This window comes from Inquilinus sp. NPDC058860 (assembly GCF_042743185.1).
Classification (GTDB): domain Bacteria; phylum Pseudomonadota; class Alphaproteobacteria; order DSM-16000; family Inquilinaceae; genus Inquilinus.
Genome location: NZ_JBHYMS010000039.1, coordinates 48,706 through 74,024, shown reverse-complemented (window position 1 = coordinate 74,024; position 25,319 = coordinate 48,706). Strand labels below are relative to the sequence as shown.

32 protein-coding genes are annotated in these 25,319 nt (G+C 68.7%); 28 read left to right on the top strand and 4 right to left on the bottom strand.

Annotated features, from left to right (window positions below):
• Positions 1–158 precede the first annotated feature (158 nt).
• The 14 genes from ACFW16_RS23950 to ACFW16_RS23885 all read left to right on the top strand — a co-directional run bounded on the left by ACFW16_RS23950 (position 159) and on the right by ACFW16_RS23885 (position 8,820).
• Entirely contained in the window at positions 159–383 is a 225-nt protein-coding gene (locus ACFW16_RS23950; protein ID WP_380309730.1) for a helix-turn-helix domain-containing protein, read from the top strand.
• 175 nt (positions 384–558) lie between these two features.
• Positions 559–813 (top strand): DNA -binding domain-containing protein, encoded by a 255-nt coding sequence (locus ACFW16_RS23945; protein ID WP_380309728.1) that lies wholly within the window; start codon positions 559–561, stop codon positions 811–813.
• 167 nt (positions 814–980) lie between these two features.
• The gene (locus ACFW16_RS23940) at positions 981–1,283 is read left to right on the top strand and encodes a transcriptional regulator domain-containing protein (protein WP_380309726.1); all 303 of its coding nucleotides are present in this window, start codon (positions 981–983) and stop codon (positions 1,281–1,283) included.
• Entirely contained in the window at positions 1,225–1,767 is a 543-nt protein-coding gene (locus tag ACFW16_RS23935) for a DUF2285 domain-containing protein (protein ID WP_380309724.1), read from the top strand. Before ACFW16_RS23940 ends, ACFW16_RS23935 begins: the two co-directional genes overlap by 59 nt.
• Before the next feature lie 125 nt (positions 1,768–1,892).
• Positions 1,893–2,189: a helix-turn-helix transcriptional regulator gene (locus tag ACFW16_RS23930; protein ID WP_380309722.1), complete on the top strand. Its 297-nt coding sequence runs from the start codon at positions 1,893–1,895 to the stop codon at positions 2,187–2,189.
• The gene (locus ACFW16_RS23925; RefSeq protein ID WP_380309720.1) at positions 2,186–3,229 is read left to right on the top strand and encodes a replication initiator protein A; all 1,044 of its coding nucleotides are present in this window, start codon (positions 2,186–2,188) and stop codon (positions 3,227–3,229) included. The genes ACFW16_RS23930 and ACFW16_RS23925 overlap by 4 nt, the downstream gene beginning before the upstream one ends.
• On the top strand, positions 3,226–3,861 hold the full coding sequence (parA, locus tag ACFW16_RS23920) for a ParA family partition ATPase (RefSeq protein ID WP_380309718.1): 636 nt from the start codon (positions 3,226–3,228) through the stop codon (positions 3,859–3,861). The genes ACFW16_RS23925 and parA overlap by 4 nt, the downstream gene beginning before the upstream one ends.
• On the top strand, positions 3,861–4,085 hold the full coding sequence (locus ACFW16_RS23915; RefSeq protein WP_380309716.1) for a hypothetical protein: 225 nt from the start codon (positions 3,861–3,863) through the stop codon (positions 4,083–4,085). The genes parA and ACFW16_RS23915 overlap by 1 nt, the downstream gene beginning before the upstream one ends.
• Positions 4,082–4,546, top strand: a complete 465-nt coding sequence (locus tag ACFW16_RS23910; RefSeq protein WP_380309714.1) for a DUF2840 domain-containing protein — start codon at positions 4,082–4,084, stop codon at positions 4,544–4,546. Before ACFW16_RS23915 ends, ACFW16_RS23910 begins: the two co-directional genes overlap by 4 nt.
• The gene (locus ACFW16_RS23905; RefSeq protein WP_380309712.1) at positions 4,543–5,061 is read left to right on the top strand and encodes a S26 family signal peptidase; all 519 of its coding nucleotides are present in this window, start codon (positions 4,543–4,545) and stop codon (positions 5,059–5,061) included. Before ACFW16_RS23910 ends, ACFW16_RS23905 begins: the two co-directional genes overlap by 4 nt.
• On the top strand, positions 5,061–5,705 hold the full coding sequence (locus tag ACFW16_RS23900) for a lytic transglycosylase domain-containing protein (protein WP_380309710.1): 645 nt from the start codon (positions 5,061–5,063) through the stop codon (positions 5,703–5,705). The genes ACFW16_RS23905 and ACFW16_RS23900 overlap by 1 nt, the downstream gene beginning before the upstream one ends.
• A gap of 271 nt (positions 5,706–5,976) precedes the next feature.
• Positions 5,977–6,174, top strand: coding sequence for a hypothetical protein (locus tag ACFW16_RS23895; RefSeq protein ID WP_380309708.1), 198 nt, complete (start codon positions 5,977–5,979; stop codon positions 6,172–6,174).
• Positions 6,175–6,471: 297 nt separating this feature from the next.
• Positions 6,472–6,756 (top strand): hypothetical protein, encoded by a 285-nt coding sequence (locus tag ACFW16_RS23890; RefSeq protein WP_380309706.1) that lies wholly within the window; start codon positions 6,472–6,474, stop codon positions 6,754–6,756.
• A 333-nt stretch (positions 6,757–7,089) separates the two neighbouring features.
• Positions 7,090–8,820 carry a relaxase/mobilization nuclease domain-containing protein gene (locus ACFW16_RS23885; protein WP_380309704.1) on the top strand — a complete coding sequence of 577 codons (1,731 nt, stop codon included), beginning with the start codon at positions 7,090–7,092 and terminating at the stop codon, positions 8,818–8,820.
• A gap of 30 nt (positions 8,821–8,850) precedes the next feature.
• Here the strand turns inward: ACFW16_RS23885 and ACFW16_RS23880 are convergent, their stop codons facing one another.
• On the bottom strand, positions 8,851–9,234 hold the full coding sequence (locus ACFW16_RS23880; RefSeq protein ID WP_380309702.1) for a response regulator: 384 nt from the start codon (positions 9,232–9,234) through the stop codon (positions 8,851–8,853).
• Positions 9,235–9,626: 392 nt separating this feature from the next.
• Between ACFW16_RS23880 and ACFW16_RS23875 the strand changes: the two genes are divergently transcribed.
• The 14 genes from ACFW16_RS23875 (at position 9,627) to ACFW16_RS23810 (ending at position 22,262) form a co-directional block, all read left to right on the top strand.
• The gene (locus tag ACFW16_RS23875; protein WP_380309700.1) at positions 9,627–11,612 is read left to right on the top strand and encodes a conjugal transfer protein TraG; all 1,986 of its coding nucleotides are present in this window, start codon (positions 9,627–9,629) and stop codon (positions 11,610–11,612) included.
• Between the two features lie 7 nt (positions 11,613–11,619).
• Entirely contained in the window at positions 11,620–12,054 is a 435-nt protein-coding gene (locus ACFW16_RS23870; RefSeq protein WP_380309698.1) for a CopG family transcriptional regulator, read from the top strand.
• Between the two features lie 68 nt (positions 12,055–12,122).
• The gene (locus ACFW16_RS23865; protein ID WP_380309696.1) at positions 12,123–12,761 is read left to right on the top strand and encodes a hypothetical protein; all 639 of its coding nucleotides are present in this window, start codon (positions 12,123–12,125) and stop codon (positions 12,759–12,761) included.
• Positions 12,762–12,988: 227 nt separating this feature from the next.
• Entirely contained in the window at positions 12,989–13,939 is a 951-nt protein-coding gene (gene trbB, locus ACFW16_RS23860; RefSeq protein ID WP_380309740.1) for a P-type conjugative transfer ATPase TrbB, read from the top strand.
• A gap of 2 nt (positions 13,940–13,941) precedes the next feature.
• Positions 13,942–14,262, top strand: a complete 321-nt coding sequence (locus tag ACFW16_RS23855) for a TrbC/VirB2 family protein (protein WP_380309738.1) — start codon at positions 13,942–13,944, stop codon at positions 14,260–14,262.
• Positions 14,262–14,531 (top strand): VirB3 family type IV secretion system protein, encoded by a 270-nt coding sequence (locus ACFW16_RS23850; RefSeq protein ID WP_380309694.1) that lies wholly within the window; start codon positions 14,262–14,264, stop codon positions 14,529–14,531. Before ACFW16_RS23855 ends, ACFW16_RS23850 begins: the two co-directional genes overlap by 1 nt.
• A 7-nt stretch (positions 14,532–14,538) precedes the next feature.
• On the top strand, positions 14,539–16,971 hold the full coding sequence (gene trbE / locus ACFW16_RS23845) for a conjugal transfer protein TrbE (protein WP_380309692.1): 2,433 nt from the start codon (positions 14,539–14,541) through the stop codon (positions 16,969–16,971).
• Positions 16,971–17,699 (top strand): P-type conjugative transfer protein TrbJ, encoded by a 729-nt coding sequence (gene trbJ, locus ACFW16_RS23840; protein WP_380309690.1) that lies wholly within the window; start codon positions 16,971–16,973, stop codon positions 17,697–17,699. The genes trbE and trbJ overlap by 1 nt, the downstream gene beginning before the upstream one ends.
• Complete coding sequence (gene trbK-alt / locus ACFW16_RS23835) at positions 17,692–17,964, top strand: putative entry exclusion protein TrbK-alt (protein ID WP_380309687.1); 273 nt, start codon at positions 17,692–17,694, stop codon at positions 17,962–17,964. The genes trbJ and trbK-alt overlap by 8 nt, the downstream gene beginning before the upstream one ends.
• A gap of 1 nt (position 17,965) precedes the next feature.
• The gene (gene trbL / locus ACFW16_RS23830) at positions 17,966–19,189 is read left to right on the top strand and encodes a P-type conjugative transfer protein TrbL (protein ID WP_380309685.1); all 1,224 of its coding nucleotides are present in this window, start codon (positions 17,966–17,968) and stop codon (positions 19,187–19,189) included.
• Positions 19,186–19,872 carry a conjugal transfer protein TrbF gene (trbF, locus tag ACFW16_RS23825; RefSeq protein WP_380309683.1) on the top strand — a complete coding sequence of 229 codons (687 nt, stop codon included), beginning with the start codon at positions 19,186–19,188 and terminating at the stop codon, positions 19,870–19,872. Before trbL ends, trbF begins: the two co-directional genes overlap by 4 nt.
• On the top strand, positions 19,872–20,831 hold the full coding sequence (gene trbG, locus ACFW16_RS23820; RefSeq protein WP_380309681.1) for a P-type conjugative transfer protein TrbG: 960 nt from the start codon (positions 19,872–19,874) through the stop codon (positions 20,829–20,831). The genes trbF and trbG overlap by 1 nt, the downstream gene beginning before the upstream one ends.
• Entirely contained in the window at positions 20,828–21,973 is a 1,146-nt protein-coding gene (locus ACFW16_RS23815; protein WP_380309678.1) for a TrbI/VirB10 family protein, read from the top strand. Before trbG ends, ACFW16_RS23815 begins: the two co-directional genes overlap by 4 nt.
• A gap of 7 nt (positions 21,974–21,980) precedes the next feature.
• Positions 21,981–22,262 carry a DUF2274 domain-containing protein gene (locus tag ACFW16_RS23810; RefSeq protein WP_380309676.1) on the top strand — a complete coding sequence of 94 codons (282 nt, stop codon included), beginning with the start codon at positions 21,981–21,983 and terminating at the stop codon, positions 22,260–22,262.
• On the opposite strand, the gene ACFW16_RS23805 is transcribed toward ACFW16_RS23810, so the two are convergent.
• From ACFW16_RS23805 to dctA, 3 genes are all read right to left on the bottom strand, one after another.
• Positions 22,219–23,118 (bottom strand): LysR family transcriptional regulator, encoded by a 900-nt coding sequence (locus ACFW16_RS23805; protein WP_380309674.1) that lies wholly within the window; start codon positions 23,116–23,118, stop codon positions 22,219–22,221. The genes ACFW16_RS23810 and ACFW16_RS23805 overlap by 44 nt on opposite strands.
• A gap of 103 nt (positions 23,119–23,221) precedes the next feature.
• Positions 23,222–23,644 carry a cupin domain-containing protein gene (locus tag ACFW16_RS23800; protein WP_380309672.1) on the bottom strand — a complete coding sequence of 141 codons (423 nt, stop codon included), beginning with the start codon at positions 23,642–23,644 and terminating at the stop codon, positions 23,222–23,224.
• A 39-nt stretch (positions 23,645–23,683) separates the two neighbouring features.
• Entirely contained in the window at positions 23,684–25,030 is a 1,347-nt protein-coding gene (gene dctA / locus ACFW16_RS23795) for a C4-dicarboxylate transporter DctA (RefSeq protein ID WP_380309670.1), read from the bottom strand.
• Between the last annotated feature and the right edge of the window lie 289 nt (positions 25,031–25,319).

Below are 25,319 nucleotides of genomic sequence, written 5' to 3'. Positions count from 1 at the left end.
GGCGACAACGCCCGCACCAGCTCGATCTTGGCCGCGATCGTCATGGCGTAGTCGACCGTGTCGGGGTCCGGCGAGCAGGGAGCAAACTTGCGAGCATAGGCACGATTACCTAGTATATTAGGTGGTGCTGCCGCAGGTGTCGCGGCGACCTCACCCGTATGAGGTTGCGGGCGGTCGTCGCAAGGAATCTGCGCAGGTTACGGCAGGCCGGTGGTCTGACGCAGGAGGAACTTGCCGATCGTGCGGGGATCAATCGCAACTACGTCGGGATGCTCGAGCGCGAGGAGAATTCCGCGACGGTCGACATGCTCGAGAAGCTCGCGGAAGTGCTCGGGATCGATCCGGTCGAGTTTCTGGCATCCGACGACCAGAAGCCGTCCTGAGGCGATCTGCCCATCAGCCTCGTCCCTCAGAACCGCCTGCTCGTCCCGGCATCGTTCCGGAGCAGTGGAGCCGGTCTGCTCTCCCTCGACCATATCGGGCCGTGACAGCTTGGCTATTTGTAGGGCAATTTACCTGCCGGCTGACACTGCGGACCCGGTGAGGGGGTAGGGACGAGTGGCTCCTCCGATTGCCGATACGGCGCCGACCGGCGACGAGCTGACCGACTACGACCGGGAGCATCTGGTCGACTATCTCCGCCTGCTCGATGCGGCGGAAGATGGAGCGGACTGGCGCGAGGTCGCCAAGATCGTGCTCGATCTCGATCCCGAACGAGATCCGGAGCGCGCCCGCAAATGCCATGAGAGCCATCTCGCCCGGGCCCGCTGGCTCAGCGCCCAGGGCTACCGCGAGCTCCTGCGCAAAGGCTGATCCGCCGCCGATCCGGAGAGCCGGCTTTCCGGTGAGCCGCATCGTCGCACCTACAGCTTTGAGGCGAAGCGCAACGGCGGCTGTGCACGCAATCGGCATCACGTGATGCCGTTGCGAGGACTTCTCAACCAGGAAACTTCTCCCAAGATGCGGCCGGTGCATCGTTGATGATGCCGGAGGGAGACGTCATGTCGAATGGCGACTGGCGGTCACGGGCCGCCTACGACTCCGATCTGGATGCCCCGGACTTCGCCTGGGAGGCGCTGCGGCGGCATCCGGAGTACCGGAGCGACTACGAGCGCATGCAGGGGAAGGAGGCTCTCGGCTCCGAGGCCGAGGTTGCGAGCCTCGCCCGGCGCTGGGGGCTGACCTTTTCCGGCGGATCCGCGCCGGCGCGCCTCCGAGCAGCCTGTGTTCTGGCTGCCCGAACTGCACGCCCGCACGGTGATTCTGACCGCCTCCCTCCCTGATCCCCCGACCGACGCTATCGTCTTCGATCCCGACGCATGGTTCGGCGCCGTCGCCGAACGCCGGAGCGCGGACGGCCTGCATCTGCTGCTGCGCGACGGCCGCAGCACGCATCGCCTCTGGCTGCCGGGGCCTCCGGCTCGCGGCACTGCCGTTGACGCGGCCCTCTCGCTCGACATGACGGCCCCGCTCCGGGCCGAAGCGACGCTCCGCTTCTGGCGGCTGCTTCGGGAGAGACAGCCGCAGGCCCCGCCGATCCTGCCAACGCAGCGACGGGCGCGGCTCGTGGCGTCGCTCCGCGCCGTCGACGGACGGTCGGAGGGCGCGAGCTATCGCGAGATCGCCGAAGTGCTGTTCGGCGCCGACCGCATCCGCGAGGAGAGCTGGAAGACCTCGTCGCTGCGCGACCGCACCATCCGTCTCGTCCGTGGCGGCCTGGCGCTGATGCGTGGCGGCTACCGCCGCCTGCTCGGCCCCCGACGCTGATCGTCGGGGTGGCGATGGTCGCCACCCCGGTCTTCGCCATCCTCCCACCCGGCGGCGCTTCGCCACCGTGGCCTTCGACCGGCCGCCCTGTCCGGCGGCCTTCCCGAAGACCACGGAGCCCGACCATGCCCGACCCTCTGGCCGGAATGCCGCCGCGTTTTCTCCGGACGCCCGAGGCCGCGCGTTTCCTAGGCCTGTCCGGCCGCACGCTGGAGAAGCACCGCACCTACGGCACCGGGCCGCAATACCGCAAGATCGGCGGCCGCGTCGTCTACACCATCGAGGACCTCAAGGCCTGGGCCGACCGGGGATCCCGGCGCTCGACCTCCGATCCCGGCGCCGACACCGTGCTCCCGGCCAAGCGCCATGCCGCCGTGGCGCCGCAATACGCCGATCGCGCCGAGCCGGGGAGGGGACGATGACCGCTCTCCCCGAGCGGGCAACACTCGATCCCTTCGTGGCATTGCCCGAGGACGGCGTCAGCCCGCGCGACCAGCGCGACCTGATGGAGCGACCCTTCTTCTCGCTGGCCAAGAACCGGCGGACGCAGCCGATCCTCTACAAGACCGGCGAGACGGAAGTGCAGATTTACGCCGTGCCGGAGCACGGCATGGCGACCATCTGGGACGCCGACATCCTGATCTGGGCGGCGACCCAGATCGTCGAGGCCGCCGACCATGGCCTGCGCACCTCGCGCTTCCTCCGCTTCACGCCGTACCAGATCCTGAGGGCGACCCGCCGGGACACCGGCTTCCGTCAGTACCGGCTGCTGAAGGCGGCGCTGCAGCGGCTGCAATCGACGGTGGTGCTGACCACGATCCGCCAGGGTCCCAACTGGCGCCGGCACCAGTTCTCCTGGATCGGCGAATGGCAGGAGCTGGTCGACGGCTCCGGCCGCTGCCGCGGCATGGAGTTCGTGCTGCCGGACTGGTTCTACCGCGGCGTGCTCGACCGCTCGCTGGTGCTGACCATCGACCCGGCGTATTTCCGGCTGACGGGCGGGATCGAGCGCTGGCTCTACCGGGTCGCCCGCAAGCATGCCGGCCGGCAGACCTCGGGCTGGGCCTTCGAGATCCGCCACCTCCACGCCAAGTCCGGCAGCCTGGCCCGGCTCTCCGACTTCGCCCTCGACCTCCGCCGCATCGCCGCCCGCCAGCCGCTGCCCGGCTACCGCCTCGCCTTCGAGGGCCGTGACCTCTTGAGGATCACGCCGAGCGCAGGGCCGCAGTTATCCACAGAATCGGTGGATAAGCCTGTGACTGCGCTCGGCACATCGGGCGCAGCCTGTATCGGTACTTCGGGCGCAGGCCTATCGGCACATCAGGCGCACGAAGCCCAGCTAAGTCTTTGGTCTGCAAGCGAGATCGGCGCCCGTAACTTAGAGTCTAACGTAATAGACTCTAACATTGATGATGGTGCGCCCCCGAGTGCGGCCGTTGCTGCCCGGCGAGGCCTGCCGTGATCGTGGCGCTGCTCAACCAGAAAGGCGGCGTCGGCAAGACGACGCTCGCCCTGCACCTCGCCGGCGAATGGGCCCGCCAGGGTCGGCGCGTCACTGTCATCGATGCCGACCCGCAGGGCTCGGCGCTCGACTGGTCCGAGCAGCGGGCGCGGGTCGGCCGGCCGCGGCTTTTCGGCGTCATCGGCCTCGCCCGTGACACGCTGCACCGCGAGGCGCCGGAGATCGCCCGCGGCGTCGATCACGTCGTCATCGACGGGCCGCCGCGCGTCGCCGCGCTGATGCGCTCGGCGCTGCTCGCTGCCGACCTCGTGCTGATCCCGGTCCAGCCTTCGCCCTTCGACGGCTGGGCCTCGGCCGAGACGCTCCGGCTGCTCGAAGAGGCGCGGCAGTTCCGACCCGACTTGCCGGCGCGGTTCCTGCTGAACCGCTGCGGTGCCGGCACCGTGATCGCGCACGACACGGCGATGTCGCTCGCCAGGGCCGATCCGCCGGCGCTCGCCGTGCGCATCGGCCAGCGCGTCGCCTTCGCCGACGCCGCCCGCAGCGGCCGCCTGGTCGGCGAGTTCCCGCGCAGCCGGATCGCCGCCCGCGAGATCCGTATGCTCGCCGCCGAGATCGAGAGGACCGAGTGATGAGCCGGCCCTTCGCAAGTCGGCCGGGCAGCCCCGAGGCCTGGATCCGGGCGCCGGAAGCCCGCAAGCCCTTCACCGCGCGCCTCACCATCGACGTCACGCCGGAGTTGCGCGGGCGCATCAAGATCGCGGCCTACCGCCAGGGCGTCACCGTCGCCGATCTGCTGCGCGACCTGCTCGTGCGCCACTTCCCCGCATCCGACGAGACCGGAGACGCATCATGAGCGATCTCACCCAACTCGAGTTGCTGCGGCTGCACCGGCGGATCGAGCATTGGCTGCGCTTCGGCCGGCCGGTCGCGGAGACGGCCGTCGATCAGCACCGGCGCGTCCAGTCCTTCGCACCCGGCAGCGTCTTCGCCGTCCTGCGTTGGGCCGCGACCGATCTCGGCACCGGGGTCTCGCGCATCGACATCCTGCGCGCCGTGACGTCGGGCGAGCGCTGCGCGACTGTTTCCCATGTGCGGCCCGGCGCCGAGATCCTGCTCCGCCAGTCGGGCTGGCCGAAGGTCGAGCGGGTGCTGCAGGCGATCGATGCCGTCCTGGCGCTCGGGATCGACCCGGCCGACGCCGCGCCGGATCACTGGCGGCATGTCCACAATCGACTCACCGCCGGCTTCGAGCCGCGGCCCTACAGCCGCGAGCGCCATGTCGCCTGGCTCAGGCGCCGAAGGATCGAGGCATGAGGCTGCGCGCCGCTCCTCTCACCGCGATGCTCGTCAGTGTCTGCCTGACCGCAGGCCCAGCGCTCGTCGCGCCGGTCCCGCGTCTCGTTTGGAACGCCTCGGCGAGCCTGCCGATAGGAATCTACCGCGTGCGCGCAGTCGACCATCTCGCTGTCGGCGACATTGTGTTCGCGCGGGCGCCCGCCGCGCTCGTCCCGCTCTTCGCCGAGCGCGGCTATCTGCCGGCCGGCGTGGCGCTGCTGAAGCGCGTCGCCGCGCTGCCCGGCAGCGCGGTCTGCCGCGGCGGCCTGCAGATCACGATCGACGGCATTGCCGCCGGACGAGCGCTCGGGCGCGATCGGCTCGGCCGGACGCTGCCCGTCTGGCAGGGCTGCCGGGTGCTTGGCGACCGTGAGGTCTTCCTCATGAACCGGGACGTCCCGGACTCGCTCGACGGGCGGTATTTCGGACCCGTGCCGGTCGCCTCGATCGTCGGCCGTGCGGTGCCGCTCTGGATCATCGAGGCGCCGCGATGATGCGGATCCGCGGCAATCGCTGGGTCCGGTCGGCCGCGGCCGTCGTGCTTTGCGTCTGTGCGTCACCGGCTTCAATCCATGCCCAGCCGGCTCCCGGCCCGATGGCGGAGGCATCCGATCTCTGGTCCGGCTACATCGCCGAAGCATCGCGGCGCTTCGGCGTGCCGGAGTCATGGATCCGTGCTGTGATGCAAATTGAGAGCGGTGGTGACGTGCGCGCCGTGTCGCCGAAGGGCGCCATGGGGCTGATGCAGATCATGCCGGAGACCTGGGCCGAGCTGCGCAACCGCTACGGCCTCGGCGCCGATCCCTATGATCCGCGCGACAACATCCTCGCGGGCGCCGCCTATCTGCGCGAGATGCACGACCGCTACGGCTATCCTGCCCTGTTTGCCGCCTACAACGCCGGCCCGCGGCGGGTCGACGAGCACCTCTCCGACGGCCGTGGCCTGCCGGCCGAGACGCAGGCCTATCTCGCTGCCCTCGGCCATGCGGACGTCAGGGGACCGCGTTCGCCTATCATCGGACCTGCCGTCAGCCTGTTCGTCGACCTGCACGGCGCTGGCCAGAAGGCAGCATTCCGGCCGTCGTCGGCCGGCGGCCTCTTCGTGCCGGTGAGCACAGCCCGGAAGCCGACACCGTGATGGCGCGGCGGCACCGGCGGAGCCCCATCGGAGAGAACGACCGTCTCTTCGGATCGTCCATTCTCCCATGCCGGGACGGGCCGCGTCGTGGACGAGCGGTCCCCCAATTTTGCCGAGCGCAAGGTGCGCGCTGCGCGCGCCGGTCTGTCGTCCCGCTCGACAAAATCGGTTCCCCCGCTCGCCGGCCAGCCGGTCGCCTGCGGCGATCCACGACCCGGCCCGCCCCGGCATGCGCCCGACCTCCCGTCTTCAGACACGGACGGAGAGGACCATGCTCCACGACCACATCCGCGAGCTCCAGGCCGAGCTGCGCCACTGCCATCTGACCCGCCGCGAGCGGGCCGACGCCGAGGCCGAGCTCTCACAGGCCATCGCCCGCCAGGCGCAGCTCGACCGCGCCTTTGACGAGCTGTTCGACATGCGGCCGCGGCGCCGCCGCGCTGCAGCCGATCGGCATCCGGAACGCTGATCGCAGGCAGCTCCAAGCGCATCGGGCGCGGCGTTCGGCGAGCGTCGCGCCCGCGATCCGGCGACATAACCGATGCATCGGAGAGGCCTGTTCCAAACCCTCTCTCGTCTCGGTCGTCCCATCCTGTCAGCCGGGACGAAACGCCCGTCAAGGAGGCGCGGTCCCCCCGAAATGCTGTCGCATTTCGGCTCCCCCACGCCCCGCTCCGCGGCGCCTCCGGCGTCCTTGACGGCCGCTCCGCCGGCCGAGCCCGGGACACGTCCTCGACGCGGAGGACGTCAACCAAGGAGCGTTCCGATGACCATCGCATCATCCCGTCTCATCCCGGGCACCGACGCCTACTGGCACGATCGGAAGGAGGCCTTCGCCCTCATCCGCCGGTTCGAGAACGCCATCGCGGCGTGCAAGCGGGCGCCACTCTACTTGCCCGGTCGGGACTACGATGAGGAGGACAACTCCGACGACGTCGTCGAAAACCTCGGGCCGTGGGACCGCGCTGACGCCCTGCGGACCGAGGCCCGCGGCAATCTCACCGTCGTCGAGATCCTGACCGCCCAGAAGCGGCTCGCTCTCATCGACTAGGCCTCTCCACGGCGGGGGCGGTGCCCGGGGTGCCGCTCCCGCTTTCTTCTTCGGCGCCCCGCAGTGCCGCCGGAACGAGTGCTCCGTCCCGATCCCGCGAAGAACCCGACATGGCGCGACATTGCACTACTACGGATTGTGGTCAGGCGGATCGAAAACAACTTTTGAGCTACGGCGAGATAAAAGGGTGTGGCTGTTGGGTGGGTAAGTCTCTGATGGAACTCATGTTTCCACGGCCACACATACCCTGGGCGGTGCCGTCGAGCCGGAATTTCTCAACTGGATCAACGTCCTCTGCGGCACTAGGCCAGCGAGTTCGGAGGCGGTTCTTCGATGAGTGCGCCTGACGACGATCTCCGCATCCGGCTCGGCCGGATCCGCAGCCGCGGCAGCGGTCGTCGGCCGACCTTCGTCGCCCAGGTGCTGAAGGCGGCGAACAAGGCCGGGCATGTCGGGCCGCGCTCGACACGGCCGCCGCGGCCGGGCCGGTCGGGCTTCGGCCGCGGGCGGCTCGCCTTCAGCCGCGACCGGCTGTTCGCCCCCGAACGCCGCGTGGTCGTCAAGGCCCGAGTGGTCCGGCACAAGGGACCAGCCTTCCGCTCGGCGCCGATGACGGCCCATCTCTCTTACCTGAAGCGCGAGGGCGTCACCCGGGACGGCGAGAAGGCCCGCATGTTCGACGCCCGCAGCGATGCGGCGGACGACGCCGCCTTTGCCGCCCGCTGCCGGGACGACCGGCATCATTTCCGGTTCATCGTCTCGCCCGAGGACGCGGCGGAGATGACCGATCTCCGGGCCTTCACCCGGGACCTCGCGGCGCAGATGGAGCGCGACCTCGGCACCCGGCTCGACTGGATCGCGGTCGACCACTGGAACACCGACAACCCGCATGTCCATCTGCTGGTCCGCGGCGTCGCCGAGCACGGCAGCGATCTTGTCATCGCCCGCGCCTACATCAGCCGCGGCCTGCGGGCGCGGGCCGAGGCGCTGGTCACTCTCGAGCTCGGCCCGAAGCCGGAGCAGGCGGTGCGGCTCGCCTTGGAGAAGGAGGTCGAGGCGGAGCGCTGGACCCGGCTCGATGCCGAGATCCGCCGCGCGGCGGATGAGGACGGCTTCATCGACCTGCGGCCCGCCGGACCCGGCGGCGATGTCTCCGACCTCCGCCGGCTGATGATCGGCCGGCTGCAGCGACTGGAGCGGATGGGGCTCGCGGTCCCGGCCGGTTCGGCCCAATGGGTCGTCGGCGCCGAGGCCGAGCGCACGTTGCGCGAGCTCGGCGACCGCGGCGACATCATCCGCACGATGCACCGCAGCTTGGCCGGGCAGAGGGCGGAGCGGGCGCTCGGCGACTACGTCATCCACGGCAGAGGCGCTGCGGCGCCGATCGTCGGCCGTCTCGTCGACAAGGGCCTGCACGACGAGCTCGCCGGCGAGGCCTATGCGGTCATCGACGGGATCGACGGCCGGATCCACCATCTCCGCTTTCCGGACCTCGGCGCGCTCGAGCACGCGCCGCCGCTCGGCGGCATCGTCGAGATCCGGGCGGCGAGGGCGGAGCTGATCACGCGCTCGGATCTCGACATCCAGGCGCAGGTGAGCGCCCGCGGCGCGACCTGGCTCGACCGCCATCTCGTCGCGCGCGAGCCGGCGACGTTGTCGGAGGGTGGCTTCGGCACCGAAATCCGCACAGCCCTGGAGGCGCGGATCGAGCGGCTCGCCGAGGACGGGCTGGCGCGCCGCCAGGGGCAACGGGTCGTCCTCGCCCGCAACCTGCTGGACACGTTGCGCCGGCGCGAGTTCGATGCCACCGCGGCGGCGCTGGCGACGGAGACCGGCCTGACACACTCCGAAGCGGTTGCTGGTGATCCGGTCGGCGGCACCTACCGTCGCCGGTTCGACCTCGCCTCGGGCCGCTTCGCCATGATCGACGACGGGCTCGGCTTCAGTCTCGTGCCCTGGTCGCCGACACTGGAGCGGCGCCTCGGACAGGAGGTCTCCGGGATTGTCCGGGCCGACGGCGGTGTCGACTGGAGCTTCGGCCGCAAGCGGGGGCTCGGGATCTGAGGGACGCGGATTCAGCCACCGGGAATCTATTCAACCGGCCGCAGGCCCGGATATTCGGACAAGATCGGCCAGCACTTGCACGAGTTCCTCGTCCTGAAAGGGCTTCGGCACCAGCCGATAACCTGCATACGCTCTGTCGATCTGGTCCGGCGCTCGCGAACTGACAAAGGCGAAGGGTATGCCGCGGTCCTTGAGCGCCTTCGCCACGGGATAGGTCTGGATTCCAGGTCCGAGTTCGATGTCGAGCAACGCGGCTGTGATTGGCTCGGACGTCGCCAGTGCCAGGGCCGTGCCCAGACTGCCGGTCGGACCGACCACGTCGCAGCCAGCCCCGGTCACGATCGAGGCGATCATCGAAGCAATCGTCCACTCGTCTTCGACGATCAGGATTCGCGCTGGCCGACTGGACTCCATGGACCCTTCTCCCCCCAAGTCGGACAACGGCTCGGTGTGGGCGGCAGTTTCGGAGGTAGTACATCATTCGCTATTTTTTGGCGGATATCTCTGAGCGGCGTCCCGCCTGCCTCGACCACGTCGGCGCCGACCAACTCGTCAGCGTGGTGGTTGGCGGTGTCGGCTTGAGCACCGGCACCCGCCTTGGTCTTTGGAGCTTGTGGTTCGCACCAGGCCGATGCCTACGAGGGCGCGTGGAGAGCAGGCTCTCACGGGGACGAGGAGCCAGCGGCCCGCATCGCACCTGTTTTTCCCCGAAGGAGCCGCCATTGCAGCGATGGCGCATTGGCGGCGGTTGCGTGGAGGCTCTGTAGCCCGACATCGCCTTTGCGGTCGTTCTCGCAAGGTGGGGCATGTCCGGAACCAAAATCCTCTGGGGCCAGATCAGCGTCGTGTTCGCGGTGGTGCTCGCCTCCCTCTGGGGCGCGACGCAGTGGGCGGCTTGGCGGCTCGGCTACCAGCCGCAGCTCGGCAGCCCCTTCACGGAACTCGGCGGCGTACCGCTCTATCCGCCGCCGGCGCTGTTCTGGTGGTGGTACTGGTACGATGCCTATGCTCCGGATCTCTTCATCGAAGCCGGACTGATCGCGGCCGCCGGGGGCTTCGCCGCGATCGGGATCGCGATCGGAATGTCGGTCTGGCGGGCGCGCGAGGCAAAGGAGGCCTCGACCTACGGCTCCGCCCGCTGGGCGACGGCGGAGGAGATCCGTGAGGGCGGCCTGCTCGGGCCCGACGGCGTCGTGCTCGGCCGCTTCGAGCGGGAGTACCTCCGCCACGACGGTCCGGAGCACGTGCTCTGCTTCGCCCCGACCCGCAGCGGCAAGGGCGTCGGCCTCGTCGTTCCCACCCTCCTGACCTGGCCGGGGGCCGCTATCGTGCACGACATCAAGGGCGAGAACTGGCAGCTCACCGCCGGCTGGCGGGCCCGCTTCGGCCGGGTGCTGCTGTTCGATCCGACCAATCAGGGCTCGACCGCCTACAACCCGTTGCTCGAAGTCCGCCGCGGCGACGCCGAGGTACGCGATGTGCAGAACATTGCGGACATCCTCGTTGATCCCGAAGGGGCGCTGGAGCGTCGCAACCACTGGGAGAAGACCAGCCACAGCCTGTTGGTCGGCGCCATCCTCCACGTCCTCTACGCCGAGCCGGACAAGACCCTCGCCGGCGTCGCCGCCTTCCTGTCCGACCCGAGGCGCCCGATCGAGAGCACCCTGCGCGCGATGATGACGACGCGCCATCTCGGCGACCGGCCGCATCCGGTCGTGGCTTCGGCGGCGCGCGAGCTCCTCAACAAGAGCGACAACGAGCGGTCCGGCGTGTTGTCGACGGCGATGAGCTTTCTCGGCCTCTACCGAGATCCCGTCGTGGCGGCGGTGACGGCGCGCTGCGACTGGTGCATCGGCGACCTGGTGGAAGGCGACCGGCCGGCGACGCTCTATCTCGTGGTGCCGCCCTCGGACATCAGCCGGACCAAGCCCCTGATCCGCCTCGTGCTGAACCAGATCGGCCGCCGTTTAACCGAGCAACTGGAACCTGCGGGCCGGCGCCATCGCCTGCTCTTGATGTTGGACGAATTCCCGGCGCTCGGGCGGCTGGATTTCTTCGAATCCGCGCTGGCCTTCATGGCCGGCTACGGCCTGAAGAGCTTCCTGATCGCCCAGTCGCTGAATCAGATCGAGAAGGCCTACGGCCCCAACAATTCGATCCTCGACAACTGCCATGTCCGCGTCGCCTTCGCGACCAATGACGAGCGAACGGCCCGGCGCGTCTCCGACGCGCTCGGCACGGCGACCGAGCTCCGGGCGATGAAGAATTACGCCGGCCACCGGCTGTCGCCCTGGCTCGGGCACCTCATGGTGTCACGGCAGGAGACGGCGCGGCCGCTGCTCACGCCGGGGGAGGTGATGCAACTCCCGCCGGCCGAGGAGCTCGTGCTCGTCTCCGGGATGCCGCCGATCCAGGCCCGGAAGGCCCGCTACTACGAAGATTCGCGTCTCGCCCGCCGCATTCTGCCGCCACCCGCAGAGCTTTCGCTGGCACCTGAGAAAGTAGGGGCCATTCCCGCTGCCGGCGACTGGAGCACCGTCGTCCCGCAAGACGGATCGTCAGCTGCCGCCGCGAATGGCGCAGAGGATCCGGCGAATGGCGGCATTCGGCGCGAGCCTATGTTGCCCGAGCATGAAGCCGTCGTGCCGGAGACACCCGCGCCGGCCGGAGAGTTCGCCGATATCGAGGACGAGCCGGACGATGAGGCCGTGAAGGCGAGGGCGGTGCGGCGAGCTATGCGCGCTGCCGCCCGGCAGGCGGCGATGGATCCCGACGATGGCATCAGGTTGTGAGCGGCCGATGAAGACCAGGCTGAACGTGTATTTCTCGCCCGATCTCCTGCGGCGGATTGAGGATCTCGCCGACCGCAAACGGCTGTCGCGCTCCTCAATCGTTGAGGCTGCAGTCGTGTCCTTCCTGTCGCCGGACGGGTCGGATCAGCGCGAAGCCGCCGTCACCCGCCGGCTCGACCGGCTGTCGCGGCAGATCGAGCGGCTGGAACGGGACGTCGGGATCTCGGTCGAGGCGCTCGCGCTCTTTGTCCGTTTCTGGCTTACCGTCACGCCACCCCTGCCCGGTGAGGCCCAGGCGGCCGCGCAGGCCAAGGGGCGGGAGCGGTATCAGGATTTCATCGAGACGCTGGGACGGCGGCTCGCCAAGGACAGACGATTCCTGCAGGATATCCATAATCATATCGAGGGCAAATTGCTGAGTTCTCAGACGCGATCTTCATAATTTCGGTCGCCTGCTGTGCCATTGGCGCTTGTATTGTTGTTTCGTGAACGGCGCCGTGGAGATGAGCAATGATATCGATCATAAATGGCATCCTGATAATTATAAAGAATGAATGGAAGGGGGTCGCCTCCGGATTGCTGTTGGGTATTGGTGGAAACTATGTGTATCAGCATATGCAATCGTATTTCGATGGCAGAGAATATCGGGATGCCGCACTTCGCGAGCTATCCGCTCGAATCCACATGACCCATCAGGGGATGGTTTTTACTTCTACTCTGTCTCCGAAGTTGGCTTATCAGAATCTTCAAAAGCTTTATGACGACACCAAAGACGAAACCGGTGATTCTCGGTTCAGTGGAAAGAGATTCGAAAATATTGTATTTGATCTGAGGAGAGTTGGAATTGACGCCACAACGTCAGATTTGATTGATAGAATAAAGCATCTTCGTGGTGATATTCCACATCTTTTAGATGAATGGGAAGACGATAAGGATGATCCGAAAATCCGAACAGTTGTGCAGGAACTTCAGGATTATTATTACTGTTTCTGCAGGGAATTTAGTGAGGGGATTGGTGGAGAATGCAACCCGCCTATGAATTATTATTCTGGCCTCCATTATTGTATCCGCTTTGGGGATGTGGTGTCTCTGCCCCCCGAGGGGTTTAAGGCCATAAGGACGTATTCGGCAGGCGAGGTGAATGGATGAGGGCTTCCGACAGGGCTATTCTTTGGAGCAGCCGATCAACGGTGATAGCCCGAATTCCTGCCTTTGCACGCCATCGCCCTACGCCCCCGTGCTTCTTGTTGCATCCCTGCTAATCCTGCCTCTTCTAATCATCCCCGCTCGCCGGCCGCGCAGTGCGGCCGCCAGGAGAGGGGATTACGGTGGCGGCCTATCCGGACAGGACGGAAGCGGTTTCCCGTGGCGCGCGCATGCTGCGCACGGCGCTCGGACCCGCGATCGCGGCTTGGCTCGACGATCCAGCGATCGTCGAGGTGCTGCTCAACCCGGACGGCCGGCTCTGGGTCGACCGGCTGACCGACGGCCTAGCCGATACCGGTGAGCGGCTGTCGCCAGCCGACGGCGAACGCATCGTGCGGCTCGTCGCCCATCATGTCGGTGCCGAGGTGCACCTTCGGTCGCCTCGGGTCTCGGCCGAGCTGCCGGAGACGGGCGAGCGCTTCGAGGGGCTGCTCCCGCCTGTCGTGGCGGCGCCGGCCTTCGCCATCCGCAAGCCGGCCGTTGCCGTCTTCACCCTCGACGACTACGTCGCCGCCGGGATCATGCGCGCGGGCCAGGCCGAGGCGCTGCGCCGGGCCGTGGCCGAGCGCTGCAACATCCTGGTCGCCGGCGGCACCTCGACCGGCAAGACCACGCTGGTCAACGCGCTCCTCGCCGAGGTGGCGAAGACCGGCGACCGCGTGGTGCTGATCGAGGACACCCGCGAGCTGCAATGCTCGGCCCCGAACCTGGTGGCGCTGCGAACCAAGGACGGCGTCGCCTCGCTCTCCGATCTCGTCCGCTCCTCGCTCCGCCTGCGCCCTGACCGCATCCCGATCGGCGAGGTGAGGGGATCCGAGGCGCTCGACCTCCTGAAGGCCTGGGGCACCGGCCACCCAGGCGGCATCGGCACCATCCATGCCGGCTCGGCCTTGGGCGCGCTGCGTCGCCTCGAGCAACTGATCCAGGAGGCGGTGGTCACCGTGCCGCGGGCGCTGATCGCCGAGACCATCGACCTGATCGCCGTCCTCGCCGGCCGCGGCGCCCAGCGCCGCCTCGTCGACCTCGCCGAGGTCCGCGGCCTGTCCGAGGCCGGCGACTACCGCCTCGCCTCCGCCGCCCCCGATCCCGACGACCTCATCCCGCCAGGAGTCCGGCCGTGACCATCCCGTTCGCTCGCCTCCGCCCAGGCCTCGGCGCCTTCGGCTTTGCCGGGTTCATGCTCGCAGCCCTGCCGGCGCATGCCGCCGGGTCGGGCATGCCCTGGGAGCAGCCGCTGCAGCAGATCCTGGAATCGGTCGAGGGGCCGGTCGCCAAGATCATCTCGGTGATCATCATCATCGTCACCGGCCTGACGCTCGCCTTCGGTGACACCTCGGGCGGGTTCAGGCGACTGATCCAGATCGTCTTCGGCCTGTCGATCGCCTTCGCCGCGTCGAGCTTCTTCCTCAGCTTCTTCTCCTTTGGCGGCGGGGCGCTCGTCTGATGACGGAGACCGATGCAATCCCCGGCTTCCAGGTGCCGGTGCACCGGGCACTGACAGAACCGATCCTGCTCGGCGGCGCCCCGCGCGCGGTCGCCATCGCCAACGGCACGCTGGCGGCCGCGATCGGCCTCGGCCTGCGTCTCTGGATCGCTGGTGTCGTGCTCTGGGTCGTCGGCCATGCCGCCGCGGTCTGGGCGGCGAAGCGCGACCCCTGGTTCGTCGAGGTCGTGCGCCGGCATCTGCGCTACCCGCCGTACCTCTCGGTGTGAGGCGGCCATGCTCAATCTCGCCGAATACCGCAAGCGGTCCGCTCATCTCGCCGACGTGCTGCCCTGGGCGGCGCTGGTCGCACCCGGGGTGGTGCTGAACAAGGACGGCGGCTTCCAGCGCAGCGCCCGGTTCCGCGGTCCCGACCTTGACTCCGCCACCCCGGCCGAGCTGGTCGGCGCCGCGGCGCGGCTCAACAACGCGCTGCGCCGCCTCGGCTCCGGCTGGGCGATCTTCGCCGAAGCCCGCCGGCAGCCGGCGGAGAGCTATCCCGAGAGCCGCTTCCCCGATCCGATCTCGACTCTGGTCGACGCCGAGCGGAAGGCACAGTTCGAGGAGGCGGGCAGCCACTATGAGAGCGCGTATGTCCTGACCTTCGTCTGGCTGCCGCCGGCCGAGGAGGTGTCGCGCATCGAGTCCTGGCTCTATGAGGGCCGCAGCCGCGGCGGCGTCGATCCGTGGGAGCTGCTGCGCGGCTTCGTCGACCGGACCGACCGCATCCTGCAGTTGATCGAGGGCTTCGTGCCCGAGGCGGCCTGGCTCGACGACGCGGAGACGCTCTCCTATCTCCACACTTGCATCTCGACCCGGCGGCAGCGGGTGGCCGTGCCCGAGGTGCCGATGCATCTCGATGCACTCCTGGCCGACGAACCGCTCGTCGGCGGGCTCGAGCCGCGGCTCGGCGCGGCGCATTTGCGGACGCTGACCGTCATCGGCTTCCCGGGCGCGACCTTCCCCGGGATTCTCGACGAGCTCAACGGCCTCGCCTTCCCCTATCGCTGGTCGACCCGGGCGATCTGCCTCGATAAGACGGATGCCGTCCGCCTCCTGACCCGGATCCGCCGGCAGTGGTTCGCCAAGCGCAAGTCGGTGGCGGCGATCCTGAAGGAGGTGATGACCAACGAGGCTTCGGCCCTGGTCGACACCGACGCCCACAACAAGGCGATGGACGCCGACGCCGCGCTGCAGGAGCTCGGCACCGACGCCATCGGCCAGGCCTATGTCACCGCGACCGTCACCGTCTGGGACGAGGATGCGGGGACTGCAGCGGAGAAGCTGCGCCTGGTCGAGAAGGTGGTCCAGGGCCGCGACTTCACCTGCATCGCCGAGACCGTCAATGCGGTCGAGGCCTGGCTCGGCAGCCTGCCGGGGCATGTCTACGCCAATGTCCGGCAGCCGCCGGTCTCGACCCTCAACCTCGCGCACATGATCCCGCTCTCGGCGGTCTGGGCCGGGCTCGAGCGGGACGCCCATCTCGACGGCCCGCCGCTGTTCTACGGCCGGACCGAGGGCTCGACCCCGTTCCGCTTCGCGCTCCATGTCGGCGATGTTGGTCATACCCTTGTCATCGGTCCGACCGGCGCCGGCAAGAGCGTGCTGCTGGCGCTGACGGCGCTGCAGTTCCGCCGCTATCCGGGCGCTCGGGTCTTCGCCTTCGATTTCGGCGGCTCGATCCGGGCGGCCTGCCTCGCCATGGGCGGCGACTGGCACGATCTCGGCGGCGGTCTCTCCGATGACGGAGCGGATGCCGTGGCCTTGCAGCCGCTGGCCGGCATCGACGAGGGGGCGGAGCGCGGCTGGGCCGCGGAGTGGGTGGCCGGCATCCTGGCGGGGGAGGGCATCGCCGTCGTCCCTGAGGACAAGGAGCATGTCTGGTCGGCGCTGACCTCGCTCGCCTCGGCGCCCGTCCCCGAGCGGACCCTGACCGGCCTTGCCGTGCTGCTGCAGTCGGCGGCGCTGAAGCGTGCGCTGCAGCCCTATTGTCTCGGCGGCCCCTATGGCCGGCTGCTCGACGCCGAGGCCGAGCGCCTCGGCGATGCCGATGTCCAGGCCTTCGAGACCGAGGGGCTGATCGGCACCGGCGCCGCCCGGGCGGTGCTGGCCTACCTGTTCCATCGCATCGACCGCCGCCTCGACGGAAGGCCGACCCTGATCCTGATCGACGAGGGCTGGCTCGCCCTGGACGACGCCAGCTTCGGGGCGCAACTGCGCGAATGGCTGAAGACCCTGCGCAAGAAGAACGCGGCCGTGGTGTTCGCGACCCAGTCGCTCGCCGACGTCGAGACCAGCACTATCGCCCCGGCAATCGTGGAGAGCTGCCCGACCCGTCTGTTCCTGCCGAACGAGCGGGCGATCGAGCCGCAGATCGCCGCGATCTATCGCCGCTTCGGCCTCAACGACCGGCAGATCAAGATCGTCGCCCGAGCCACGCCGAAGCGCGACTACTACTGCCAGTCGCGGCGCGGCAACCGCCTGTTCGAGCTCGGCCTCGGCGAGGCTGCGCTCGCCCTCTGCGCCTCCTCGTCCAGGACCGACCAGGCCGCCATCGCCGAGACGCTCGCCGCGCATGGCCGCGGCGGCTTCGCGGAGGCCTGGCTTCGCCGCCGCGGCGTCGCTTGGGCGGCCGACCTTCTCCCCCACTTCGCCCCGGAGTCCGCCTGATGATGTCCCGCCGTCTCGGCGCCGCGCTGATCGCCGGCGCGCTCCTCTCATTGCCGGCCGCCTCCGATGCCGCCTGGATCGTGTTCGACCCGAGGAACTACAGCGAGAACCTGCTCTCGGCGGCCCGGGCGTTGGAGCAGATCCAGAACCAGGTCACCAGCCTGCAGAACGAGGCGCAGATGCTGATGAACCAGGCCCGGCAGTTGGCCTCGTTGCCGACCTCGGTGCTCGGCGAGATCCAGGGCTCCTTCTCCGAGATCCAGGGCCTGCTGCGCCAGGCCGACCGTATCGCCTATGACGCAGAGGCGATCGAGGACGCGTTCCGGCAATACCGGGACCTCGGATCCGATCTCAGCGACCAGCAGCTGATCGCCGGCGCCCGCCAGCGTTGGCAGACCTCGGTCTCGGCCTTCCAGCATGCGCTCACCGTCGGGGCCGGGGTGGTGAACGAGCTGCCGGCGACCCAGGCGGAGACGAGCACGCTGGTCGACGCCAGTCAGGGCGCGGTCGGCGTGCTGCAGGCGACCCAGGCCGGCAACCAGCTGCTGGCCGTGCAGACGAAGCAGCTGGCCGACCTCACGGCCCTGCTCGCGGCGCAGGGGCGGGCCCAGGCGCTGGAGCAGGCGCGTCAGGCCGCGGCCGAGCAACAGGCCGCGGAGCAGCGCCGGCGGTTCCTGGCCGAGGGCGTGGGGTATCAGCCCTCGGCCGTCAGCATGTTCCATGAGTGACGCCATGGAGCCGGGGAAGGTCCTGCGAGGAGCCGCCCTCGCCGTGCTCGGCGCCGCGCTCCTGGCGACGGCGGTCGCCGTTCATCGCGAGCCCAAGGCGCCGGCGCCGGTCCCGCGTCTTGTGTCCGAGCGGCGGGATGAGATGTCGGCGGAGCTCGCCCGCTGCCGCTCGCTCGGCCTGGCCGCGGCGGAGGATCCGGACTGCAAGGCGGCCGGGGCCAGGGCCCGCGACCGCTTCCTCGGCGCGGGCGAGGGGGAGCGCTGAGATGGGCGGCATCGGGGTCATCGACCGCTTCCTCGAGGTCTTCACCCGGTACATCGACTCCGGCTTCGGCCTGCTGCGCGGCGAGGTCACCTTCCTCTCCTCGACGCTGATCGCGATCGACATCACGCTCGCCGGCCTGTTCTGGGCGCTCGTCGCCGAGGAGGACGTGCTCGCGCGGCTGCTCCGCAAGACGCTCTACATCGGCCTGTTCGCCTTCCTGATCGGCAACTTCAACGGCCTCGCCCGCATCGTGTTCGAGAGCTTCGCCGGCCTGGGCCTCAAGGCTGCCGGCTCGTCGATCGGCCAGGCCGAGTTCCTGCAGCCGGGCCGGCTCGCCCGGGTCGGGCTCGACGCCGGCCGGCCGATCCTCCAGGCCGCGGGCGAGCTCATGGGCTTCGTCTCCTTCTTCGACAACTTCATCCAGATCTTCGTGCTGCTCATCGCTTGGCTGGTGGTGCTGGTCGCCTTCTTCCTGCTCGCGGTGCAGCTCTTCGTCATCCTGGTCGAGTTCAAGATCACGACGCTGGCCGGCTTGGTCCTCATCCCCTTCGGCCTGTTCAACAAGACCGCGTTTCTGGCCGAGAAGGTGCTCGGCAACGTCGTCGCTTCGGGCGTCAAGGTTCTGGTGCTTGCCGTCATCGTCGGCATCGGCACCGGCCTCTTCGGCGAGTTCACCCGTGGCTTCGGCGAGGCGCAGCCGACGCTCGAGGACGCGCTGGCGCTTGTGCTCGCGGCGTTGTCGCTGCTCGGCCTCGGGCTGTTCGGTCCGGGCATCGCCACCGGCCTCGTCTCCGGCGCGCCGCAGCTCGGCGCCGGCGCCGCGGCCGGGACTGCGCTTGCCGCAGGCGGCCTCGCCGTGGCCGGCGGCATGGCCGCGACCGGGGCGGTCTCGGCCGCGGCCCGGCTCGGCGCCGCCGGTGGCCGCTTCACCGGCACGCTTGCGGTCGAGCGCCAGGTCGCCCGCCGGGCCGAGCTCGCCGGCAAGTTCCGGTCGCTGGGCGGTGGCGGGGGAGGAGCGTCGCCCGGGAGCGGTGGCGGGTCAGCCACGCCGCCGACCCGTCCGTCGCCGCCGTCCGGTCCGGCCGGCGGCGCGCCCGGCTGGGCGCAGCGGCTGAAGCACAGCGAAGCCGCCCGGCATGGCGTCTCCGCCGCGATCCACACCGTCCGCTCCAGCGACCATGGCGGCGGCTCGGCCTCGGTGCCGCTCGTCGAGGAGGATCGATGAACCTGTTCCGCCGCTCCTCCGTCCGCTACGGCCGGACGCCCGAGCCGGAGACGCCCTACCAGAGGGCAGCCCAGCTCTGGGACGAGCGCATCGGCTCGGCCCGGGTCCAGGCCCGCAACTGGCGGATCATGGCCTTCGGTTGCCTCCTGCTCGCCGGCGGTCTCGGCACCGGGCTCCTGTGGCAGGCAGCACGCGGCACGGTCGTGCCCTGGGTGGTCGAGGTCGACCGCCTCGGCCAGACCCAGGCGGTGGCGCCGGCCGTGGCCGGCTACCGGCCGAGCGATCCGCAGATCGCCTGGCACCTCGCCCACTTCATCGAGGATGTGCGCGGGCTCCCGGCCGATCCCGTCGTGGTGCGGCAAGCCTGGCTGCGCGCCTATGACTTCGTCACCGACCGCGGCGCCGTGGCGCTCAACGACTACGCCCGGGCGAACGACCCCTTCGGCAAGGTCGGCCGCCAACAGGTCGCGATCGAGGTGTCGAGCGTGATCCGCGCCTCGGATGACAGCTTCCGCGTCGCCTGGGTCGAGCGCCGCTACGAGAACGGCAGCCTGGCGGCGACCGAGCGCTGGACCGCCATCCTCACCATCGTGGTCGCGCCGCCGCGCGACGCCGACCGGCTGCGCCGCAACCCGCTCGGCATCTACGTCAACGCCATCAACTGGTCGAAGGAGCTCGGCTGATGCGCCTCCTCCTGATTCTCGCCGTCCTGCCGATGGCCGCCTGTTCGAGCAAGCCGCCCGCGATCCGCTACGACGAGCCGGTCGAGGCGGTGCGGCTGCCCGAACCGCCGAAGCCGGTCCAGGTCGTCGAGTTGCCGAAGCCCCTGCCGCTGCCGGGCCAGCTGAAGCCGCTGCCCGGCGCCCGGCGGGCGCCGCCGGAGCCGGCCGACCCGAAGGAGCAGGTGAGCCAGGCGAATGCCGCAGCCCGGATGCAGCCGAGTCGCCATGGCTACATCAATGCCGTGCAGGTCTATCCCTACTCCGCCGGAGCCCTGTACCAGGTCTACACCGCGCCGGGCCAGGTCACCGACATCGCGCTCGAGCCGGGCGAGCAGCTGGCCGGCTCAGGGCCGGTCGCGGCCGGCGACACGGTGCGCTGGATCGTCGGCGACACCGAGAGCGGGGCCGGGGAGACGCGCCGGGTCCACATCCTGGTGAAGCCGACCCGGCCGGACCTCGTCACCAACCTCGTCATCAACACCGACCGACGCACCTATCTCCTCGAGCTGCGCTCGACGCCCTCGACCTACATGGCCGCGGTGTCCTGGCAATATCCGGAGGACGAGCTGATCGCGCTGCGCCGCCGCAACGCCGAGGCCGAGGCGGCGGCGCCTGTCGCGACGGGCGTCGACCTCACGCGGCTGCGCTTCCGCTACCGGATCGAGGGCGATGACCCGCCCTGGCAGCCCACCCAGGTCTTCGACGACGGTGCCAAGGTCTACATCGAGTTCCCGCGCGGCATCGGCCAGGGCGAGATGCCGCCGCTCTTCGTGATCGGCGCCGAGGGCGACAGTCAGCTCGTCAACTACCGGGTCCGGCAGAACTATTACATCGTCGACCGGCTGTTCGCTGCGGCCGAGCTGCGGCTCGGCGCCAAGGACCAGCAGGTGGTCCGGATCGTCCGGACCGATGCCCGATGACCGGCGAGGCCGAGCTCAAGGCGGCACTGCGCCTGCATCCGGAGCGGCCGCGGGTGACCCGGCTGTCGCGGAAGGTGCTGATCGGCGCCGCCGGCCTGGCCGGCCTCGCCGTGCTCGGCCTACTGGTCTGGGCGCTCGACAGCCGCCGCCGGGCGGAGCCGCAGCAGGAGCTCTACAGCACCGACAGCAAGGCCACCGCCGACGGTCTGGCCGCGCTGCCGAAGGACTACACCGGCGTGCCGCAGCTCGGGCCGCCGCTGCCTGGCGATCTCGGCCGGCCGATCCTGCGGGCGCAGGAGCAGGGCAAGGCGGTGACCCCGCCGGTGCAGCCCGGCCCCGATCCGCTGCAGCAGCGGATCGCCCAGGAGCAGGAGGCGGCCCGGACCAGCAAGCTGTTCGTCGGCACCGGCCAGCGGGGAGGGGGCGCCAGTGAACCGGCGAGGGCAGGGAGCTCGTTGCCGTCGGACGTATCTGCAAGCGCCTCCGCATTCGATAGTGTGCAGGATCGGGAGCAGGCGTTTCTGAATGCACCGGCCGATCGGCAGACGCTGAGCCCGGACCGGTTGCAGGATCCACCATCGCCCTATGTGCTGCAGGCCGGCTCTCTGGTCGCGGCCGCACTGGTCACCGGCCTTCGCTCCGACCGGCCGGGCCAAGTGATCGCCCGGGTGACGGAGGACGTGTTCGACAGCCCGACGGGCCGGTTCGTCCTCATCCCTCAGGGCTCTCTGCTCGTCGGCACCTATGACAGCCGGGTCGCCTTCGGCCAGGACAGCGTGCTGCAGGTCTGGACCCGGCTCATTCTGCCGAACGGCAGGTCCATCGTATTGGAGCGGCTGCCCAGCGCGGACACGGAAGGCCATGCCGGGCTCGAGGATGAGATCGACCACCACTGGGGCCGGCTCTTCGCCGCCGCGGCCTTGTCCTCGATCCTCGGCGTCGGCACGGAGCTCGGCGCCGGCGACGACGAAAGCGAGATCCTGCAGGCTCTACGGCGCGCCGGCAGTGACACGTTGAACGACGTCGGCCAGGAGGTCGTGCGGCGGAACCTCGATATCCCGCCGACCATCACCATCCGCCAGGGCTTCCCTATACGGGTGATGGTCAGCCGCGACCTCGTGCTCGAGCCGTTTAGAGAGTGAGGAGGCCATGGCGAAACTCAAGCTCGGGGCGATCCCGGACGACCGGCCGGTCAAGCTCACCATCGAGCTGCCGGCGGCGGTGCATCGCGACCTCGTCGCGTATGCCGAGGTGCTCGGCGGTGAGACTGGGCACACCGTCGAGCCGGTCCGACTGGTCGCGCCGATGCTGGCGCGGTTCATGGCCACCGACCGGGGGTTCACGAAGACGAAGCGGCCGCCGCGAGCCGCCGGCGAGCCGGCGCGCACTACGGCTGGCGTTCAGCACGAATCTGACGAAGCAAGCGGATGAATCGGCGCAGGGCGGGGTTGTCGTTCGCGGCGATCCAGGCTGCCGAGATCGGCAGCAGCGCACCGTCCCCCATTATCGGACGGAACACGATGCCAGGATATGGCGTCGCGGTCAGCGTCTCCGGAACGATGGTGATGCCATACCCGGCGCTGACCAGGCCGAGAATATTCTCCCGCGACGTGAGGTGCATTGACGTACTAGGAAGGTATCCGTCTGCCGCAATCCTGCCGATCAGGAAGTTGTATACGATGGAGCCGCTCTCGAAAGCCCGGACGAGCCACTGCTCGCGTCGGAGGTCTTGCCATTCCAGCGAAAGCGCGGCGGCCAACTGGTGGCCCTGCGGAAGGGCGACGAAAATCCGCTCCTCCCACAACGGGAGGCGCTCCAGGTCGGACGCTTCATAGCCGCCGGCGAGCACACCTGCATCGATGCGCCGAGCTCGCAACCATTGGAGTTGATCGACGGGGCTTCCCTCAACCGTCTCTACCAGGATTGCTGGGTAATTGCGGCGGAACTGCTCAAGCGTATCGCGCAGCCTTCCTGAAACTAGCGAAGGAAAGAAGCCGAGGGTCAGCAGCCCGGCTTCTGCTCTCCCGCTGCGGTCCGCCTGACTAACGGCCTGCTCAAGGAGCATCAGAACATAGCGTGCATCGCGGACGAAGGTCAGGCCAGCATGGGTCAGCCGTAGACCCCGCGGATGCCGCTCGAAGAGAGAGGTTCCGATCATCTCTTCGAGTCTCCGGACTCGCCGGCTAATTGCCGATTGGCGAATACCCATGGCCTCGGCGGCGCGCCGAAAACTCAAATGCTCAGCCGCCGTGATGGCATATCTAAGTGCTTGCAGATCCGGGGCCATCATTCTAATTCACACCTGAATATCTCTAGAAGACCTGGAGAGAAATCACACTCCCCACGGATCTCAGAGAAACGACGTCGCAGGCTTGTCAAAGCTTGCTGACTCAAGACGCCATACGGGCCGCGTGCTCATCGTCAATGGTGCGCGTCTCGCCGGTCTCGATTAGCGTGCGCGTGGCATTGAGCGAGGCGTAGATCCAAAGAATTTTCATCACTCGGCTATCGGAGACGTTGCGGAACCGGTGAGGGACGTTGGCCGGGATGAAGGTGACATCACCCGGCCGGATCGGATATTCGACGCCGTCGATCTCGGCGACGGCGTCACCTTCGAGCAGCATCACGCTCTCTTCGCAGTTGTGCTTGTGCAACGGAATGGCGGCGCCGGGGTCGAAGACCGTGATGCCGTTGATGAAGCTGGTCGAACCCGCCTTGCGGGTGACGAGCGGGATCGTCTTGGCTCCGCCCCCGCGCTGACGCGCTGGAATCTCGGAGGGGCGTAGAACCACTGGTCTCTGTTGGATGGTCATCGTGGATTCCTTTGCTGCTGCCGTTCTCGGTCCGATCAATCAGCGGTTGCCGTACGTCGTCGCCGCAGGAGCCTGATGTGTTCCGACCGACCCGGGGCTCAACTCAGGCGTGAGCGCAGGATCACAAGCGGTTCCTTGAAGAACGGCCCGTGCCTTTTGGAGGTCGAGCTTGCCCTCCCATTTAGCGACGAACACCGCCGCGACTGCGTTGCCGATGAACGACGTGACGGCGCGTGCCTCGCCCATGAAGCGATCGATTCCCAGCAGCAGCGCGATGGCCGCCACCGGGACCGTGCCGACGCTGCTCAAAGTGGCGGCCAGCGCGACGAAGCCGCCACCCGGAACCCCGCTCATTCCCTTAGAGGTGAAGGAGCCGACCAGGAGAATGACCAACTGCTGGCCCAGGGTGAGGTCGATGCCGAGCGCCTGGGCCAGGAAGATCAGCGCCATCGTCAGATAGATGCAGACCCCGTCGATGTTGAAGGCATAGCCGGTCGGCACGACGAGGCCGACGATGCTCCTGTCGCAGCCGAGCGCTTCCAGTTTCTGCAGCAGCCGCGGCAGCGCCGGCTCGGTGCTGCCGGCGCCCAGGGTGATGACGATCTCGTCCCTGAGATAGACGACGAGGCGCCAGATCCCGATGCCGGCCCAGCGGGACACCAGCCCGAGAACGCCGAACACGAACAGGAAGCAGGTCGCGTAGAAGGCGACCATCAGCTTGAGGTACGGAAGCAGGCTTCCAGCGCCGTATCGGCCGATCGTGAAGGCCATGGCGCCGAAGGCCCCGATCGGCGCGAGATACATGAGGTAGCCGACGATCCTGTAGAGCATGTCGGAGACCTGTTCGACGACAGCCGTCAGCGCCTGGACGCGGCTGCCGGCATGGGCGAGCGCGCAGCCGCAGAGCACGGCCAGGAACACGACCGGCAGGATCTCGCCCTTCACGAAGGCGTCGACGAAGGTGTCCGGCACGATGTGGAGGAAGAAGTCGGCCAGCGACTGGGACGCGGCGGTCTTGGCGAAGCCGCTAATCGCCGATGCGTCGAGCGTCGCCGGATCCACGTTCATCCCGGCGCCCGGCTGTACGATATGGCCGACGGCCAGTCCGATCGCGAGGGCGGCGGTGGTGACGATCTCGAAATACACGACCGTTCTCAGCCCGACGCGGCCGAGCGCCTTGACGTCCGCCATGCGCGCGATGCCGAGTACGATGATCGTGAATATGACCGGCGCGACCATCATCTTGAGGAGCCGGATAAACAGATCGCCGAGCGGCTTGGCGTCCATGCCCCAAGCCGGTGCGAAGTGGCCGAGCAGAATGCCCGCCACGGCCCCGATCAGAACCTGCACGTAAAGCGGCCGTAGCCAACGCGGTACCCGACCCATGGGCTGTCTCCCTCGGTTCGCCAAAGCCTTCTGCGGAGCTTTCAAGTGACCAGAATAGGCTTTATATATTCAAAAATGCAATCCTTCGATGATATGCCCTCCGCAGTCATGGCGGGAGCTTGTGACCACCTGATTTCCCTGAGCCTTGGCGGGCATGTTGGTGGCTGTGCCAGGCGGTTCGATGGCCGATTGCATTAGAGCATCAACAAAAGCAGAATCGGATCGCCACTGCGGTGAAGGCGTGGGATGGAGAGCGTGAGGCGCTTGCTCCGGCGACCGCCACGCAGCC